This is a genomic window from Nitrospirota bacterium (assembly GCA_015233895.1).
GTDB lineage: Bacteria > Nitrospirota > Thermodesulfovibrionia > Thermodesulfovibrionales > Magnetobacteriaceae > Magnetomonas.
Window position 1 is genome coordinate 199,687 of record JADFXG010000003.1, and the last position, 18,032, is coordinate 217,718.

Genomic DNA, 18,032 nt, shown 5'->3' on the forward strand with positions numbered 1-18,032 from the left:
GTAAAAAATTACGTGTACAGATACTTACTACACCGTAACATTTAAAATATATTCGAAATCTTTTTTAGAAAGCACCACTTTATCGCTCACCGTGGCTGGGTCCATGATGGCGTTATATATTTCAGATTTTCGCTTTTTCAGGTGCATTATCTTTTCCTCCACCGTGTGCTGCATGATAAGCCGTGTGATCATAACCTTGTTTTTTTGCCCGATGCGGTGCGCTCTGTCTGATGCCTGATTTTCCACTGCCGGATTCCACCACGGATCCATGTGGAACACATAGGTTGCCCTTGTCAGATTTAAACCCTGTCCGCCGGCTTTTAAACTAAGTAAAAATATGGACGGTGTTTCAGAGTTCTGAAAATCCTCTACAATCTTTTTTCGCTTTATTACAGTTGTTTCACCGTCTAAGCGGAAAAGTTTACAATCATGCTCTTTAAGACGAGCCTCAATTAAATCCAAAAAAGAGGTAAATTGCGAAAAAACAAGACAACTGTGCCCCTCCTCCATGAGCTCTGTTGTCTTATCCACCAAAAACTCTATCTTGGGTGACTTCTCTTTTTGTGCAGGCAGTAGCAGCCGCGAGGACAGACAGACCTGACGTAATCTCAGCAGCGCTGTCAGAGCTATTATCTTTGCCTGCGATTCAGGTTTATTTTCATAAGCTTCGGTCACTGTCTTTTTCACGTTTTCCACAGTCTTATTGTAAAGCGCCTTCTGGCTTTCCGTTAAAGTCAGATACACATCACTTTCCACCTTTGGGGGCAGTTCTTTAAGTATTTTATTTTTAGTACGTCTGAGTACAAACGGGCGTGTGGCTTGTATCAGAGACTCCATAGTGTCGCCTGATATTGTGCCCCTGTATTGTCGATACTGGCCTAAAAGCCCCGGCAGCAGGAGATCCATTATCGAGTAGTACTCTCCGATGTGATTTTCCAGCGGAGTCCCCGTTAGCCCAAGCTTAAAATGTCCATTGAGTTTTCGCACCGCTGCTGTCGTATCGGCATAGATGTTTTTTATCATCTGAGCCTCGTCAAACACTATTATATTAAACTTTAGAGCGCTCAACTTTTCTATATCTTTACGAATAAGCGCATACGATGTCAACACAACATCATAGCCATCAAAGTTGATATCTCTGTCCTTACCTCGGTATAAGTAAAGCTTTAGGTTAGGATAAAAACGCTCCAATTCGCTTTCCCAGTTAAACAGAAGGGTTGGCGGCACCACTACAAGATTAACACATGATGAACTGCCAGTGGCTGTAACCCCCTCTTTTACAGCGGCAAGCAGCGCTATTGCCTGAACCGTCTTACCTAATCCCATATCGTCGGCTAAGCAGGCTCCAAACCTGTGCTCATAGAGAAACGAAAGCCAACTGAAACCATCCTTCTGGTACTGTCGTAGCTTTGCCTTAAGGTTTGCGGGCACCTTTTTGGGCGCTATAGCATCAAAATTTAGCAGTCTGTCTAAAATCTCCTCTTCTTCTTTTGGCAACGTCACTTTTATGTTGGTTTTCCTTAGTGACAACAAATCAAATATCTGCAGCCTTGGTATTGTTACAATCTCTCTTTTTGACTCCTCCTTTAAGAGTTTAGAGAGCTTTGTGAGATTGTTAACCGTTGTTTCATCAAGGAAATGTAAGGCACCCTCGTGTTTGACCACACCACTTAAAGCTTCTTTTAGCATCTGCTTGCTTATCAATGTGCCGTGGTATCTGATTTCCTGCTTTATTTCAAACCAGTCTATCGCTTTTTTGGTTACACTCAGTTCAAAATCCCAGCTTGTGAGTAATACGTCCTGCTTGTTTATTAAAAATTCTACACCTTTTTCACTTAACGCACGTAACAGGGCCGGCACTTTGGATGTGAACTCCTGTTTTTCCACCCACATGCTGCCGGGCTCAGCAATACCCTCAAATATTTTCAAACCAAACAAATCGTACGGAACACTAAACAGGGGCAGCTGACTCCTTACGTCGATGGGCACCACAGACCATTGATTGTTGTTAAAAATCAGTTGCAGGCTTTCAAAATTCATTTCTGTATAACTTTTTAAAAGACTGCGGGCTTCCCTGACATATTTATGTTTTCCAAATGTCTCTTCATTAATCATTTTTTTTATGAGATCGGTTTTCCCTTTTTTAGTTTTTTCGTTAAACAGAACAACAAAAGTGTGGTATATTATATTTCGTTTTTTAAGTGAATTAAGGCCTGCTGGCATATAAATGTAAAAAAATTCAAAGGGATGTCTTGCCGGACCGAAGGTTGTACCCTCAGTAACTCCGGAGGCAGTTAACGAGTATCCTGCCTTGTCCTCATCTGCTGAAATCCTGTATTTGGGCAGAGGAGCGGTTTTTAAATCAACGAACTTACCGTTTATGCTAAACAAGAGAGAATCATACACCAACGTGTCCTGATTAAGCGCTGAAAATCTAAACACGCTGCTTTGAAAAGTTTGTAATGGTATTTGTATAACATTTTCGTTGGCAACGTCTGAGCCATTGAAAATATCTGTACGCTTTTGATGAGGATTCAACCTTTTTTTATCAAAGGTGTTTTTTAATTGTTTCCAGTAGTTGAGTCCTTTTGTATCATAGATTGGCGTTATCTCATTTGTAGCGGTATTTACTATAAAATTGCCCATCACAAGAAGGTTCTTTGCCTCATCAGGGTCTAATGAGCACAGTAACTTAAAAAACACCTTGCTACCGGCATAATCAAACTCAACGTATGTCTTGTAGATACGTTGTTCGTCAAAACTTATTGCAATTACTTTATCATGGTACCTTAAATTGACAGGTACCTTGTAATCTTTTTGCCGCATAATATGGTGAAATGTTTCTAAACTTTTATAATTTATTTGACGAAACATGTCTATCTCATGAGGTGCATCAGTGGGTAAACCATATCTGTGATCATATTTTTGGCCGTTTATCGTAATATATCCGCACGGAAAGTTTCTGTTATATTCAAACTCAACAGCATAAATGTTGGTTTTGTAGGAATACTCCGTGGAGTTCTCTTCAAACAGACGACTATACAGATAGTTTCTTTTTTTGCTGCTAATTTTCGTTTTTAATTTATATAGGTTTGGGTTTAACAAATTTTTAACCGTAACTATTGAGCAAATTATGTGATCACACTTATGACTGGCATGGTTAAAATCGCAACCGCATTTATACTCAAGTACGCCATCTCTTTCATAGATTTTAACCGTGACGGAAGGAAATCCGTGAATGTCCAGAGATAGCTCTGTCCTGTCTCTATTCCATTGAATCTCATTTACTCCGTCATTTTCATACCGCCTGAAGGCATTAAACAACGTTTGCTTAGTAGCTAAAAAGTACACCGAGGATGCGTCTAATTTATCCAAAAGGCTAAGCAGTTTTTCCATTTTGATAACTACCTAATGATGACATTTATTTGCCCCAAAACTGCAATATTATAACATATTAGATATATTTAGTGTTCATCTTTTTCAGGTAAAATGTCTATTTCAGTATATACTAAAGCAGATTTGACGCAATCTTAGTTATTTGCTAACATAAGTTAAGTCACGTGTCTAAAATGAGAAATAAATTTACGCATAACAGGATACAAAGATGATTTGTTTAGTTGAGACATTGCACTACAGATGTTTAAAGTATATCAAAAAAGACATTGGCAACTTCCACATTCTGGTAGGCCCTAATGCGAGCGGGAAATCCACTTTCCTTGACGTTATTTCATTCCTTGGTGATGTTGTCAGAATTGGGCCGGAACATGCCGTAAGTAACAGGACTCCAAATTATAGCGATCTTATTTGGCTTAGAGAGGGTGATTCTTTTGAACTTGCCATCGAAATGAATATTCCTGATAAATACGAAAAGGAAGGTAATTGCAGGTATGAAATTTCAATAGGAAAGATTGAAGAGACAAATGAATTCGGCATTTTAAGCGAAACTCTGTGGTTTAAACCGAAAGACACCGGACATATAGAAAGGACTTTAGAGCTTTTCCCATCTCCGCTCTTATCTCCAAAACAAATAGTTGTTAGTGGACGGAAACCAACATGGAAAAAAATAGTAAATAAAGTAAAAAATGGAAATGATAACTTTTATTCTGAGATTGAAAAAGGGTTTGATCATTCCTTCAAATTAGGACCTCAAAAATCTGCTTTAGGTAATTTACCTGAGGATGAAACCAGGTTTCCTGTAGCTATCTGGTTTAAGAAAATGCTTATGGATGGCATCCAAACCCTGATGCTTAACAGTGAGAAGATGAGAAAGCCAAGCCCGCCTGGAATGCCGAGGCAGTTTCGCACTGACGGCTCAAATTTGCCGTGGGTTATAGAAAGACTCAAAACAGAACATCCCAAAAGATTTGATGAATGGATAGAACACGTTAGAACCGCGCTGCCGGAACTTAAAACTGTTAAAACAGTAATTAGAGAAGACGATAAGCACCGCTATATTGTGGTTGTTTACGAAAATAATCTGGACGCGCCGTCATGGATGGTTTCAGATGGTACACTCAGACTGCTTGCACTAACGATTTTAGCATATCTGCCCGATATTGAAGGAATGCTTTTAATAGAGGAACCGGAAAACGGAATTCATCCCAGGGCTATAGAAACAGTATTTCAATCTTTGTCCTCTGTCTATAATGCTCAGGTGCTTGTCGCTACACATTCACCTGTAATTGTTAATGTTTCAGGAATTAAAGACATCCTGTGTTTTGCCAAAACAGAGGAGGGTGCAGTGGACATCATATCGGGGAAAGACCACCCTAATCTTAAACAATGGAAAGGAGAAACCCCACTTTCCGTACTTTTTGCCTCCGGCGTGTTGGGATGATAAAAGATCTTGTTATTATTGTGGCTGACAAAAATATGGAATATACATTGCAATTAAACCTGAATAACAATGGATGGAAAGACAAGTCAAAAGTGATAGTGCTGGATCCGGAACTTGAAATATGGATATGGAGCGACTCTCCTGAGGTGGCTCAATGTATAAACTGGGAACACAAAGAGCTGAGAGAATGGTTAATTAAACATTATCAAGTAAACAATTCCAATAAACCTATAAGGCCAAAGGAAGCATTTAAAGAAGCTTTAAGAATTAATACCAAGTTGCGCTCAAAAGAGGAGATTGCCACACCCCCTGCGGGGGTTCGCAATGACGGCGTGGGGTCGTACATTAGCATCCCTATCTGTCATTACGAGAAGCGTAGCGACGTCGTAATCTCCTCTTTAAATTATAGTTTAGATTGCAACTCGGTATAAGAAAATACCAAGGTCCTCATCTTTATACAAAAAGTTGGCAGGCAGAGTGGGATTTAAGAGATGTGAAGATTTTGCATTTAAAGATTTTACCTGTACATTGCAACAGTGGTTTTCTTAGTTTCCCAAAACCTGAAATATTTCTTCAGCAGAGTTATCAGCCACACCTGGCTCCGACAGGACTATGGCCTTAGCATTTACAGAAGCTTTAATTGAATCTATGAGCTCCTGAGTAATCGTATCATTACCGTCAACAAAGACAACCACATCAAAGGGAAATTCCTTATGAAAAGGTATAAGCTTGTCGGCAGCCCCAACATCCGCCCTTAACCCGCTCTCTTCTATAATCTTTTTAGATGGCTCATCAAAAGTTAAAAATCTTACCCCTACTCCGTATCTGTTCACTAAAATACCGGCTGTCTCAACTGCCCTTCTCACATGACCATATCCATTAAGCGGCTTCTCAGAGACAAAAAAGACAACCCTGTGCGTTATATCCTCAAGGGTTTTCCGGTAAACGTGTTTATTGAGGTCAGTAATCTCAGGGTTTTTAATAAGGACGGCTATCGCATTTTTTAAATTAAACTCTACTCCTGTCGTTTGCAAAATATCATAAAGCCTGTTTATAAATTTTAGGTCATCCGGCGTGTCAATCGATATGCGGTGGTTTACGCTATAGAAAATATCAGCGTCTTTAACATATACATTTTTTATGTGGGAAAATTTGTCAGGATAGACGTTTCTTAAAAAAACCGGAAACTGATGCTCTCTTAAGGCGGCAGTGTCTGAGTACTTATCGGCAAGTTCCCATAGAGTCCGTCTTGACACAATTATCCCCTCATGTATAGGGAAACGGCCGTTAATATCGGAAAATAAGACGTTATCGGCCTCAGAATTTTCCTTAAGCGTTCTAACCATCTGATCAATCGTCTCGCTGCTCAGAAGCGGGCAGTCACCGCTTGCCAATACACATATCTCAGCGCTATGCTTAACAGCGGCAACGGTCAACCGCCCTACAACATCATCAGGATTGCCGTCATAGATAAAAAGCGATACATCCTCTGAACCGGTAATCTCTTTCAGTTGCTCATTCTGTTTTTCTGAGGTCGTGCAAATTACTATTTCATCAAGTTCTTGAGCCGCTTTAAGTCTCAGTATTACCCATGAAAGGAGAGTTTTACCACCTATAAACTTAAGATGCTTTTCAGGCAGTCGGCTTGAGCTTAGCCTGACTGGAACAAAAGCAGCCGTTTTTTGTTTAGTTGCTATCACTTAAACTAAATTCCTTCAAACGTTTCCAACACTTTTTCAATGACCACCTGAACATCAGAGTCAGTCATTGCAGGGTACATGGGAATAGAGATTTCCCTGCTATAAAAATCCTCGGCACTCTCTATGCTTTTATATTGAAGTGCGCTGTAGTATGGATGCCTATAGACCGGAATGTAATGGCATTGAACACCAAGTCCGCATTCTTTTAATTTATTAAATATATCAAGTTTCCTTTGAACATATTCATCCTTAAGCCTTATATGGTAGAGATGATATGAGGATTTTGCGTAATCCCTTTCCGGTGGCAAATAAAAATACTGGTTACCGGCAAAAGCGCTGTTATAGGTCTTAGCAATGGAGCGTCTCCGCTCTATAAAAGCATCCAGCTTTCTAAGCTGAGATACGCCAAGAGCGGCCTGTATATCAGTCATTCGATAGTTAAGCCCAGGCGTTTGCATTTCGTAGTACCAGAGAGCAGGTTCAGGATTAACAAAATCACAGGCATGTTTAGTTATACCATGATTACCGAATAATTTTAGTTTCTTATAGTATGACAAGTCATTTGTGGTAACAGCACCGCCCTCACCTGTGGTAATGGCCTTAACCGGATGAAAACTAAAAGCGCACATGTGCGAGTGATTAAGCGCTCCCACCTTTTGCCAATTTGTTCCAACCCTGTCTTTATACAGAGTGCCAAGGGCATGGCAGGCATCCTCAACTATGACAATAGGGCCACCCTTAACCACATCAAAAAGAGCCTCAGAGTCAACCGGATGCCCTGCAAAATGCACAGGCACTATCAGTTTCGTCTTAGGCGTGATATGGCCATAAAGCTTTGTCACATCCAAATTTCCGGTATCCGGCTCAACCGGAGCAAACACAACATTTGCACCGGTTAAAACGCCAGCCGTAGCCGTAGCAGAAAACGTAACAGGACTTGTTATAAACTCATCCCCGGCACTTAACCCTGCGGCAAAGTATGCGGCATGAAGGGCTGATGTGCCTGAGTTAAAAACCACTGCGTATTTAGCTCCGCAGTAAGCAGACAGTGCCTCTTCAAATTCTGTAACACGAGGGCCCTGAGTGATAAAATCACTCCTCAGGGTTTCCAGCACTGCCTCTATATCATCGTCTTCTATTAACTGCCTGCCGTAAGGGATGAAAGCAGTCATAAACTATTGTTTTTGATCAAACCGTCAATATAGGCTCGCATCTGCTCAATGGTAAGCCATGCGTCATTTGTGTCGCTTCTGTAGGTGAAATCCTCTTTCAGCCTTTTAAATCCCCTGTATTTAGCTGTAGCCTTAGACTCGAAGTGCATGTGCGGGACAATGACAAACATATCTTTGCCGCGGGGGCGGTACTCTATAGTGGTGCGCGCTTCGTCTTCAGATATCAGGGTTTCGTGGATTTTTTCACCCGGCCTAACCCCCGAAAACTTAAACTTGCAGTCACCGCAAACAGCTCTTGCCAAATCGGTAATCTTCATGCTTGGAATTTTAGGGACAAACACCTCACCACCAGCCGATTCCTCAAGTGCATCCAAAACCAGCTCTACCGACTCCTCCATTGTTATCCAAAACCTCGTCATACGTTCATCAGTTATGGGTAAGTCTTTAATTCCGGATTGAATGAGTTTATGAAAAAGAGGCACAACACTCCCCCTGCTTCCCACCACGTTACCGTACCGGACTATGGAAAACTTTGTGTCTTTGCCTCCAACATATGCCCCTGCTGCCACAAAAATCTTTTCCATCGCAAGCTTAGTGGCGCCGTAGAGATTTAACGGACTTACCGCCTTATCGGTTGACAACGCTATGACTTTCTTTACCCCGTTATCAATAGCAGCATCAACAATATTTTCAGCCCCTATTATGTTTGTCTTAACCACCTCAAGCGGATTATACTCGGCGGCTAAAACGTGTTTCATAGCAGCGGCATGTATTACATAATCAACGCCGTTAAATGCCCTGTACAGTCTCTCCCGGTCTCTGATATCACCTATAAAATATCTTATCGGATACTGTGGAGTTTTGAATTGTGCGGACATTTCATACTGCTTAAACTCATCCCTGCTGAATATTATTAGTTTTTTTACTTTAAATTTTTTTAATATAAATTTTGCTAATTCCTTACCAAAGGAACCTGTTCCGCCCGTTACTAATATTGTCTTTCCGTCAAACATTTACACCATTCCCGCTTTTTGATACAATTTTACAACATTAACAGCAAAAAAAGCTCATTTTTTTTGCCGGTAAGGTTATAGTCCATCCATTTTTATAGCCTCATGGATAGCCTCCCTGAATTCAGAAGCCGACTGAAACCTTTTATGCTCGTCTTTTGAGACGGATTTGTCAACCACTGCAGCTAAGGCATCGGGCAGGTTTTTGTTACGCTCCAATATGGGAATCGGTGCATCCTCTAAAACCATGTCAAGCGGATGCCTCCATTTTTTCCCTGAACGGCTGGATTCAGGCGGATACTTTACAGTATATTTGGCAGTCAGCATGTAGTACAGACTTACGCCAACAGAGTAAATATCCGCCGGCGGTTTTACAAACTTATAATTTGTAATCTGCTCCGGTGACAAAAACATCAAAGAGCCGCCAAAAGTCCCCGTTTGGGTAAAATCATACAGGGAGTTCCCAGCCTCCTCATAAGACTTTGCAAGTCCATAGTCTGTTATCTTTATCGTTAACCCTGTATCGGTGTGGGTTTTATTTAAAAGAAAATTTGAAGGTTTCAGATCTCTGTGAACGTATCCGTTTAAATGGATGAACTCAAGGCCTTTTAAAACCTGTATTATGATTTTGCAGGCATACTCAGGAGTCAGCGGACCCTTAAGCGTTGTCTTTATGAGTTTACCCAAATCCCCTCCCGGCATAAACTCGCTCACTAAAAAGGGCATGTTTCCAGCCTCTCCCCTGTCCAGATATCTTATCAGATTTGGATGATTCAACAGGGACTGGATTTCCATCTCCCGTGCAAAGAGTTTCAGGCCGGAGGAGTTTTTCTTGCCGTCAATGTTGACCCTCTTAAGCGCATACACACGCCGTGTGCCGACATCAACTACCTTATACACTGTCCCCATTGCACCGCGGCCTATTATGCCTAACACTGCATAGGCATCTCCAGCGTCAAACACAGGGGACTTAGTGTGCCACTTAAACTCACACTTACTGCACAGATAAATACTGTCTTCAAACTCTGCCGCTCTGCCGTCAGAGTTTGCTGCCTCTGTCATATCACAGCCACAGCTTACACAAGTGTGTTGTTTGAGCAAGCCGCTGTGTTTTCTGATTGTTGCCAGCTCCTTGTTTTTAGCTCTGCACGCTTTACACGTATATGCCATAAACTCCCGTTCGCTCTGAGCAACATTATCATCCACCTCGTTATCCACATTTTCCTTACACACGCTGCAATAAACGTAGTGGTACTTCTGTGTGTCATCATGATCAATGCGAACCTTGATTTTTGTATTGCCTATTGTGATTTCATCATCGTCGTGAAGTTCTGCTCTGTCTATCCGCTTATCATTTACAAGTGTGCCGTTAGTGCTGTTTATATCGGTTATATAGCAAACATTACGCCTTATCTCTAAAATGAAATGAGTTCTTGATATGAAAAGATCATCTTTTTTGTTAAGCCGCAGGTGCGCCTTCTTTGATCTGCCAACTAAAAAAGTGTCCGATTCGGTAAACATGAATCTCTCTCCGGTGTTCGGGCCGGCTATAACATCAAGAGTTACTTTCATCGTCCCCTTTTGCTCTTAGTGATTGCAGTACGATAAGACTCTCAGGCGTTTAACCACGCAACAGCGCCGTCATAGTCGTTATGGAATACCTTGTGGTGTTTTGAAAGCACAAAGGCAATGGATGCCTTAAGTGCTGTGGCTGCCCCTGGGACCACTGTAGCGCTCTTTACCACTTTACTTTTAATACGGGCATCAAAGCTCTTCATCTGAAGAGCCAGCTTCATAGGCGGTTTTGACATTTTTAACGTATCGTATAGTATTTTATTTGCCTCTGTGCTGTTTAACAACTCCTCAATCTGAGCTGCAGAGTCATTTACAAGCGTGCTGTCCATCTCTCCCTCGTAGTGTGCTATTATCACAGAGCCTTTAACTTCTATCTCAAACTTACCACTCATAGTACTGACCTCCATTAATCTGTTTCAGGTTTATTTGCAGTCGTTTTTTCACTTTTCTTACCCTTTATTTTTTCCACTGTGGATTGATCGGCATTTAGAAGTAATATGCTTATCCTTCGGTTTCTGGGGTCAGAGGGGTTGTCAGCTATAAGCGGCTGAGTTGCTGCATAGCCTGAGACCCTTCCCAAATCATTTGGATCTATATTGTTTCTTTCAAGCTCCCTGCGTGCCGCCGATGCTCTGTCTGTGGAAAGTTCCCAGTTTGTGTATTTATTGCCGGAGTATGCTGTCGAATCGGTGTGTCCCTCTATTGATATTTTCAGGTCTTTAAAACCTCTTATTTCGTCTGACACAACTTTTAAAACAGCCTTTGCCTCCGGCCCTAACTCTGCGCTGCCTACGGTAAACATGGGTCTTCCTAACTTATCCACAATGTTTACCCGTACACCGCCCTCTATTACATCAACCATCACTTGATCTTTAACACCACTTAGTTTAGTTCCTATATCTTTTTTAAGCTTTTCAGTAAATTCCTCTTTGTTTAACTGGTTGAAACTTTCACTATTTTTTTGCTTTTCTTGCTCAGACGTATTAACAATCTCAGTGTCGAGTATATCCTTACCCTTACCCATAAAGCCTAAGCCAGCAGCCTCCATAATCCCAACAGTTTTAAAATAGGTAGCTAATTTCATTTTTTTTTCAGGAGCCACCATGGAAATAAGCCACATGAGCAGAAAAAACGCCATCATAGCTGTAACAAAGTCCGCATAGGCAACTTTCCACGAGCCGCCGTGAGCAGCAGCGTGGCCACCCTTTTTTACCTTTTTAATTATTATAGTCTGTCCTTTCATTTCCGTATCGCCTCCTCAAGTTCTGCAAAAGACGGTCTTTCAGAGTTAGGAATAGCACGCCTGCCTGACTCAACAGCTATTTGAGGTGCTGCTCCTCCCACAAAAGCTACCAGAGAGGCCTTTATTACCTGGAAATAAACCTCACCCTCTTTTGCCTTTAGCTCCAGATTTGTTGATACCGGACCAAAAAAACCATACGCCATCAATATGCCAAGAAATGTTCCCACAAGCGCTGAACCAATACTGTGCCCAAGCACTTCAGGCGGTTCGTTGATTTTACCCATTGTCACAACAACCCCCAAAACTGCAGCAACTATACCAAACCCAGGCATCGAATCACCCACTTTGCTTATACTCTGAGAGGGCAGGAGCGCCTCATGTGCATTAGCTTCAATGTCTATTTCAAGCAAATCAGAAAGCTCATGCGGCGGCATGTTGGTTGTGATTATTACTTTAAGGTTATCACAGATAAATCCCATAGCTTTTTTATTTTCCAAAACACTTTTATATTTTGTAAATATAGCGCTCTTACTCGGATCCTCTACATCCTGTTCGATAGATATTAACCCCTCTTTTCTGACCTTTGAAAACACAATGAAAAGCAAGGACAATAACTCCAGATATTCATGTTTTTCGGCGCCGCCTTTGCCAAAAACCGTAGATATGCTTCCTATAATAAGCTTAATGACAGCCGGAGGACTGGACACCACTAAAGAACCGATAGCGCAACCGCCAAGTATAACAAATTCCGGTATATTGACAAGCATTGCAACATTGCCATGCTCCATAAGATAGCCGCTCAGTATAGCGCCTAAAGTTATAACCATTCCAACGATAACGAGCATAAATTTGTTAGGGTTTAAGCCCCCTCTGCGTTCTCAACACCTCTCGCTGCCTTTTAAGGGTGTATTGGATGATTTCGTCCCTTACCCCCTCCTCAATGTTTGTGAAACTTATGGCCGTATCATACTGCGCACCCATGACCTTTTCAGAAAGCACTACAACGCCAATAACAGTCACTCCAATTGGCGGCGACGAGGGTAAGAGCATTTTCACCGACACATTTTCATGAAGCTCATATTTTTCATCAAGTAATAACCGTATTCCTGAGCCGCTTATACTCACTGCCCTCTCAGGCGCTTTCATTAATCCCTCATGCTCTAAAAACAATCTGTCCAGTATCAGGCCGATTTTCATATTTATATCCACAAGCATTTTCCACAGCACCGGACTGATATTTTCATCAGGCACATCAACACTGTATGTTCGCATATCTGATAACTCCAGGCCGTACTCTGATATAATCTTAGACTTTCTCTCAAACGGATTCCCGGTTATCTTTGTAATAACCACCGGAAAGGTATCATCTACTCTGAAATAATCCCGCTTTTCACTGCCCTGAATCCGTAAAACAGCGATATTGTCCTTTATGGCGGCAACCTCCGTGTAGTAGTCCATTGTTTCTGATGCAACAACAAGACTCATTCCAACACGTAAGTTAGCAGTGCCCTCTTTAATATTTAAAAACATCATGTTGTCACGGAGCTCCTCTACAGAGGCAACGTACTGCTCCGGTTTAGGCATCAGCTTACAAATTACATTTTCACCTTTTGCTATGGACATCTGTTGCGGCTCCATCTACCAAGTAACATTCTATCGTCTAACTTTGTTGGCATCGTCAAAAGCTCCTCAACGTACGAAAAGTACGCCTACGTCGCTTTCTCCTTGCCGCCTCGTTATACTTCTGACTGCTACTTGGTATAATTATCACAGAAAAGCAGATTCCTCCTGTTAGTAATACAAGCTCCTTGGCTAATTTAGCAGAAAACGGCACAGCGTGTCAACCGGCATCATCCGGCTGTTTAAAACACCTGCGGGTAGAGGTGATAACTAAAAAAATTGTCTTAATTCCCCTTGTGCGTTTAGTGGGAACTGTTTATTGATTTAATGGCATACGACTCCGACACGGGAGTGTTTGTAATCTTTATCTCCTGCCAGGCGCTTTTTAATGTCCTCATGAGGTCTTGTACATGATAAACCTTATCAATGGAGTTATTGGCATTAGCACGTGTAAGTTCTACTATCATGTATGTATAAAGGTCTTGCAAATGCAGGGCTACCTCGCCACCTGCCTCTACATTTAAAGAGGAAAGAAGCTCTTCTAAGATCATGCGCGTTTTATTTATATAATTAATTTTCGCAATTTTATCCTTTTTTTCAATGCCGACTGCCGCCTTTGATAAAAAACTTATAGCTCCGTCGTAGAGCTTGATTATGAGGTCAAGGGGAGATAAGCTACCAATGTCTATGCTTCTATAGGCATTGTGAGCATATGAGATGTTTTGCATTTACAATCCTCCTGTGATTTAACAATAATTACGCTGTATTACTTGCCTGTACTCGAACTTGTCCCGGATGTCATGCCGGTTATAGCACTTCCTTGAGATTGCAGTTGACCAATAGTTTGCTCCATGGCCGCAAATTTCTTAACATACGCAGCCCGCTTCTGATCCAAAATTTCCTGCATTGAGCTTTGTTTATTAGTAAATTGGCTTACCTCTGTATTAAGATTACTATCCACGGATGTAATAGTGTTAGTGAGAAAGTTCGTTATCGTGGTTGAAAAAGAGCTGGAAAAAGAATTTACAGCATTATAAAAAGCACGCATGTTCTTTTGGGTTGCTGTATCCATCTTTGAGGTGTCAATGGTTAACGTGCCGTCCTTATTGTGCATGATGCCATACAAGGCAATTGAATTATTTTGGTCACGTGATGTGGTAAAAGCTGTCCTGACAGAGTTCATTAATGAGGAGAGCGTTCCGTCATACTGAAGCGGTTGTCCGGCTGCTGTAAGTTGCTGTAATGTAGCAAGAGCCGTATTATAGGCATTTACAAAGTTTGTCATATTTGTTGAACTTGATATAGCGTTGGCATCAACAGAAATGGTAACAGCTCTGTTAGATGTGGTGTTAAGCAGATCAAAAGATAGTCCGCTGATAACGTTAGATACTTTGTTTGTGGGACTTGTCAATGTTAAACCGTCCACTGAAAACTTAGCATCCTGGCGGTATTGAAGTAAAGTCATGCCACCTCCGTCAGTTGGGTTAGGATTTGCCGGGTCAAAACTAAAAGCATTCAAGGAGTTTCCATTTCCTCCGGCATCTGAAACAGACACAGACAACGGAGCAGAGGATGTGCCCCCTACTGAGCTAAGCATTAAACGGTAACCGGAGCCATCATTGATTATCGTGGCGCTGACATCGGTAGCTGCAGAGTTTATGGCATCCCTGATACCGGAAAGTGTCTTATTTGAGGTACTTATGTTTATTGTGGTGCTGTGGCTGCCATTAGAGACAGTAATCGTGCCGGAATTATAAACCGCCGAGGTTGATGTTGCAGCCTGCGAATACATCTTCTCTGACTGAGCCAGCTGAGAAACCTTTACACTATATTGCCCTGTGTTCACAGAGGAATCTGATGTGACTCTTACAGAGCCAGTATCAGATGACGAGGAGGTATATGTGTTAAGGTTGTTGGACTGAATATTTGTCAGGGCTGTTTTAAGAGAAGTCAAGTTGGACGCTATCTGCCCAAATGAACTTATCTTCGCCTGGTCTTTCTGTATTTGCGTGGTAAGCTTATTATAAGGTTGTTGTTCTACTGACATAAGGGCGTCAATGATTTGTCCGGTGTTTAACCCTGAATATGGTCCGACTGATGTTGTTATCGCACCACTTGACGACGTTGAGCTTCCAGGTGTCGTCGTTGACACCGCAGGTGTTGATGTAACTGAAGGAATTGTTAAATCGGCCATATCATGTCTCCTTATGGAACAAACTCTTTGCGGTATGCTCCAGCTGTTGTGCCATTTTCACATAATCCTCAGCAGGTATTTGTTTAATAACTTTACCCTCAGAATCTAAAATTCTGATTACAACTTTTTTATTATCATCAACGGCAAAAACCGCCTTACTATCCTTTGAGTCGGCAGGCTTTTCTGACTGTGCTTTTTCTGAAACACTATTCTGATTACCGTTACCTGCACTATGCTGTCCGGTGTGCTGGTCCTGTCCGCTTACGGCAGCATCAGTATGCTGTGACTGTTTTGCCCAATCCTGGGAATATGTACTCAGAGGTCCTAAGTTAATATCCATGTCCTATCCCTCCTCTATTGTGCCAGCCAGTGCCCTGTTCATACCACGCTGCACATTCAAATACGTTATCATCGTGTCAATTATTAAATCCATAGCTTACCTCCCTGTAAATTCAATGAGTCTAAAGTTAAAATAACAGCATCCAGCTATTATTTTATAATCTGCCATACCCTCCGGCACTTTCCCATCATCTCCACATCCAGCCTCTCTCATACATCCCCTCTGCCAACATATTACATTTAATCACTAATAAAGCTCTCAGCTTTCACTTTCCTTATCGGCAGTATCAATTAAAACTTTAGTCTTTTTATTAATAAAAAAATTAAAATCCGGCAGCAGCCTTGTCATTTATTACAGTCCTTACGATATCCGGAATAGATGTTAACGCCTTTTTTTGCGCATAATATTTTAAAATGGCACTCTTTAGAAGTTCTTTATTTTCTATAAATACGGCATTGGGGTCGGCAAGTTTTTTATCAACAAGCGGATTATACACAATGGCTAACTTTCCATACCCTGCGGCAAATCCCAGTGTGGTAAGGTATGCAGGGGATATTATCACATCTGAAAGCATAAGCAAAGAGCCCTTAGAGTCTGGCTCCATTAAGAAAACCCTGCCCTTTAGTTTTTTTATTTTTGGCATAAAGTAGCTGTTTATGACGTCATCCTCGGTAAGTTCTCTTATAACAAATTTTCGTTTAAGAAAAAACACCGTTTTAGGTATATCAAGCTCATTGAGAACATCCAACGCTTCTGAGACACAAAATCTTAGCCGTGGATGGTTTATAAGCATAATAGAGAGCTCCTGCTTGGGGATATGTAAGCCGGGATTAAGCAAAGAATCCAGATACTTATCCTCAATGGTGCTGAAAAAATATCCCTCATGGCCGTAAGTAACCACAAATGCCTTGTTTAGGTCAAAAGCAAACTCTTTGAGCATCTCTTTTTCCCAGTCATGCTTTAAAATTATATAATCCATTGCACAGTAGTATATGGGAGGGGTCTGAACCACAGGATACAGTTGAATACCGATTAATGGGATTTTATTTTCCTTGGCGTAGAAGCATATAGTGGAGTAGAATATGTCAGCGTCGGGCAGGGGTGGAATCTCGTTAGAGGGAATGGGGAAAATGACGGCATCGTAAGTGGAGAAATCTGTCTCAGGATATGTAAAGTTAGCAATATGGCCGCGAAAATCATCAAAAGCTGTAAGCTTATAGAATTTAAGGTCGGTCTCTGGCAGGTAAATATCGTAAGTTAACTTAATAAACGTATTAACCAGCGACGTAATGTGGTGGTAGTGCGTGGGCTCAGACTCAATGCGAACTGTTCTTACCTCTTTCATTTCCTTAAAAAGCCCGTTAGAAAACTCAGCTACGGACTCGCTGTATGTCATAACGTCAACTGATATGCCCTCAAGAGCGAGAGATTTGGCAATGTGTAAAAGCCTGCCGCTTGTGGCCTGTAGTTCGGTCTCCCCTACTGGTAACAGCACTTTAGGAGCAGCCATGATTAGTTGCTTTTAAAATCCATTGCACGCATGATGTCATAAGCTTTAGAGACGTTTTCGCCGGTAGAGAACTCCTTGACCTTTTCTATAGTGTTGTTGAGCACGTTTAAGATCATGGCATGGTTTTGGGTGTTATTGTAGGCAAGGGGCAGATAGACGGTAAACACTTCATTGATAGCATCAGTGTTGACAAAATCATAGCCATAAGCGTCCCTGTCCGGTAAATCTATGGAAATCAGATAGGCTATAATGGAGCTAAGCATATCGCCATATCTGTGCTGGAGCTTGGCAAGAAAGATATCGAGAAAGAGGAAATCGGCATAGAACTTCTTAGTCTTAATGCCCTCTTTAATATAGTAGTAGGCAATTCTCTCATCGGTGTCTTCTATGGCAAATCTGGCGCAGAAAAACAGGATTTTTAAATACGCGAGATTCTCGGGCAGCTTTTCATCCTCCGGCACCTGCGACAGTGCCCGCTTCATGGTGGAGACGGCGTCTTTCCTCTGGTCATTTTTTAAATACGACAGGGCTGTCTCCAGATTTGCCTCGTAACTTTTCTGCACCATCTATTTCACACTCCTTCTATTGACATAGCACACAATCATTCAAATTTTCATTTAAAGCAGTTCTCTCACCTTAATTTATTATACCAGTAATCATACCATATTTAAAAGTATTGGAGTTTCTAATGAACTAATACCAAGTAGAGACCGTTGCAAAAATATTATAACACCAAAGTTGAGTTCAAAAATATAACAAAATGTTATAGAAAAAGGATGAGATTGCCACACCCCCTGCGGGGGTTCGCAATGACGGCGTGGGCTGTGCGTG

Annotated in this window: 16 protein-coding genes; 2 read left to right on the forward strand and 14 right to left on the reverse strand. The window is 41.5% G+C overall.

The window, feature by feature from the left end:
• Nucleotides 1-27: 27 nt before the first annotated feature.
• Nucleotides 28-3,396 (reverse strand): DEAD/DEAH box helicase, encoded by a 3,369-nt coding sequence (locus tag HQK88_04635; protein ID MBF0616090.1) that lies wholly within the window; start codon nucleotides 3,394-3,396, stop codon nucleotides 28-30.
• A gap of 208 nt (nucleotides 3,397-3,604) precedes the next feature.
• On the opposite strand from HQK88_04635, the gene HQK88_04640 reads away from it, so the two are divergent.
• Both HQK88_04640 and HQK88_04645 read left to right on the forward strand, forming a co-directional pair.
• Nucleotides 3,605-4,837, forward strand: coding sequence for an ATP-binding protein (locus HQK88_04640; GenBank protein MBF0616091.1), 1,233 nt, complete (start codon nucleotides 3,605-3,607; stop codon nucleotides 4,835-4,837).
• Nucleotides 4,834-5,268 carry a hypothetical protein gene (locus HQK88_04645; GenBank protein ID MBF0616092.1) on the forward strand — a complete coding sequence of 145 codons (435 nt, stop codon included), beginning with the start codon at nucleotides 4,834-4,836 and terminating at the stop codon, nucleotides 5,266-5,268. The genes HQK88_04640 and HQK88_04645 overlap by 4 nt, the downstream gene beginning before the upstream one ends.
• Before the next feature lie 114 nt (nucleotides 5,269-5,382).
• Here HQK88_04645 and HQK88_04650 read toward each other — a convergent pair whose 3' ends face one another.
• The 13 genes from HQK88_04650 to HQK88_04710 all read right to left on the reverse strand — a co-directional run bounded on the left by HQK88_04650 (nucleotide 5,383) and on the right by HQK88_04710 (nucleotide 17,767).
• A complete protein-coding gene (locus tag HQK88_04650) occupies nucleotides 5,383-6,537 on the reverse strand; it encodes an NTP transferase domain-containing protein (protein ID MBF0616093.1) in 1,155 nt (384 codons plus the stop codon).
• 5 nt (nucleotides 6,538-6,542) lie between these two features.
• On the reverse strand, nucleotides 6,543-7,709 hold the full coding sequence (gene pseC, locus HQK88_04655; protein MBF0616094.1) for a UDP-4-amino-4,6-dideoxy-N-acetyl-beta-L-altrosamine transaminase: 1,167 nt from the start codon (nucleotides 7,707-7,709) through the stop codon (nucleotides 6,543-6,545).
• Nucleotides 7,706-8,722 carry a UDP-N-acetylglucosamine 4,6-dehydratase (inverting) gene (gene pseB, locus HQK88_04660; protein MBF0616095.1) on the reverse strand — a complete coding sequence of 339 codons (1,017 nt, stop codon included), beginning with the start codon at nucleotides 8,720-8,722 and terminating at the stop codon, nucleotides 7,706-7,708. Before pseB ends, pseC begins: the two co-directional genes overlap by 4 nt.
• A gap of 75 nt (nucleotides 8,723-8,797) precedes the next feature.
• Nucleotides 8,798-10,291, reverse strand: coding sequence for a protein kinase (locus HQK88_04665; protein ID MBF0616096.1), 1,494 nt, complete (start codon nucleotides 10,289-10,291; stop codon nucleotides 8,798-8,800).
• Between the two features lie 41 nt (nucleotides 10,292-10,332).
• Nucleotides 10,333-10,686, reverse strand: a complete 354-nt coding sequence (locus tag HQK88_04670; protein MBF0616097.1) for a hypothetical protein — start codon at nucleotides 10,684-10,686, stop codon at nucleotides 10,333-10,335.
• Nucleotides 10,687-10,700: 14 nt separating this feature from the next.
• Nucleotides 10,701-11,537 (reverse strand): OmpA family protein, encoded by an 837-nt coding sequence (locus HQK88_04675; GenBank protein ID MBF0616098.1) that lies wholly within the window; start codon nucleotides 11,535-11,537, stop codon nucleotides 10,701-10,703.
• A complete protein-coding gene (motA, locus tag HQK88_04680; protein ID MBF0616099.1) occupies nucleotides 11,534-12,382 on the reverse strand; it encodes a flagellar motor stator protein MotA in 849 nt (282 codons plus the stop codon). The genes HQK88_04675 and motA overlap by 4 nt, the downstream gene beginning before the upstream one ends.
• 7 nt (nucleotides 12,383-12,389) lie before the next feature.
• Nucleotides 12,390-13,160 carry a PilZ domain-containing protein gene (locus HQK88_04685; protein MBF0616100.1) on the reverse strand — a complete coding sequence of 257 codons (771 nt, stop codon included), beginning with the start codon at nucleotides 13,158-13,160 and terminating at the stop codon, nucleotides 12,390-12,392.
• 299 nt (nucleotides 13,161-13,459) lie between these two features.
• Nucleotides 13,460-13,885: a flagellar export chaperone FliS gene (gene fliS, locus HQK88_04690; protein ID MBF0616101.1), complete on the reverse strand. Its 426-nt coding sequence runs from the start codon at nucleotides 13,883-13,885 to the stop codon at nucleotides 13,460-13,462.
• Between the two features lie 38 nt (nucleotides 13,886-13,923).
• Nucleotides 13,924-15,351 (reverse strand): flagellar filament capping protein FliD, encoded by a 1,428-nt coding sequence (gene fliD, locus HQK88_04695; GenBank protein ID MBF0616102.1) that lies wholly within the window; start codon nucleotides 15,349-15,351, stop codon nucleotides 13,924-13,926.
• 1 nt (nucleotide 15,352) lies between these two features.
• The gene (locus HQK88_04700) at nucleotides 15,353-15,691 is read right to left on the reverse strand and encodes a flagellar protein FlaG (protein MBF0616103.1); all 339 of its coding nucleotides are present in this window, start codon (nucleotides 15,689-15,691) and stop codon (nucleotides 15,353-15,355) included.
• A gap of 322 nt (nucleotides 15,692-16,013) precedes the next feature.
• Nucleotides 16,014-17,201 (reverse strand): hypothetical protein, encoded by a 1,188-nt coding sequence (locus HQK88_04705; GenBank protein ID MBF0616104.1) that lies wholly within the window; start codon nucleotides 17,199-17,201, stop codon nucleotides 16,014-16,016.
• A 2-nt stretch (nucleotides 17,202-17,203) separates the two neighbouring features.
• Entirely contained in the window at nucleotides 17,204-17,767 is a 564-nt protein-coding gene (locus HQK88_04710) for a hypothetical protein (GenBank protein MBF0616105.1), read from the reverse strand.
• Between the last annotated feature and the right edge of the window lie 265 nt (nucleotides 17,768-18,032).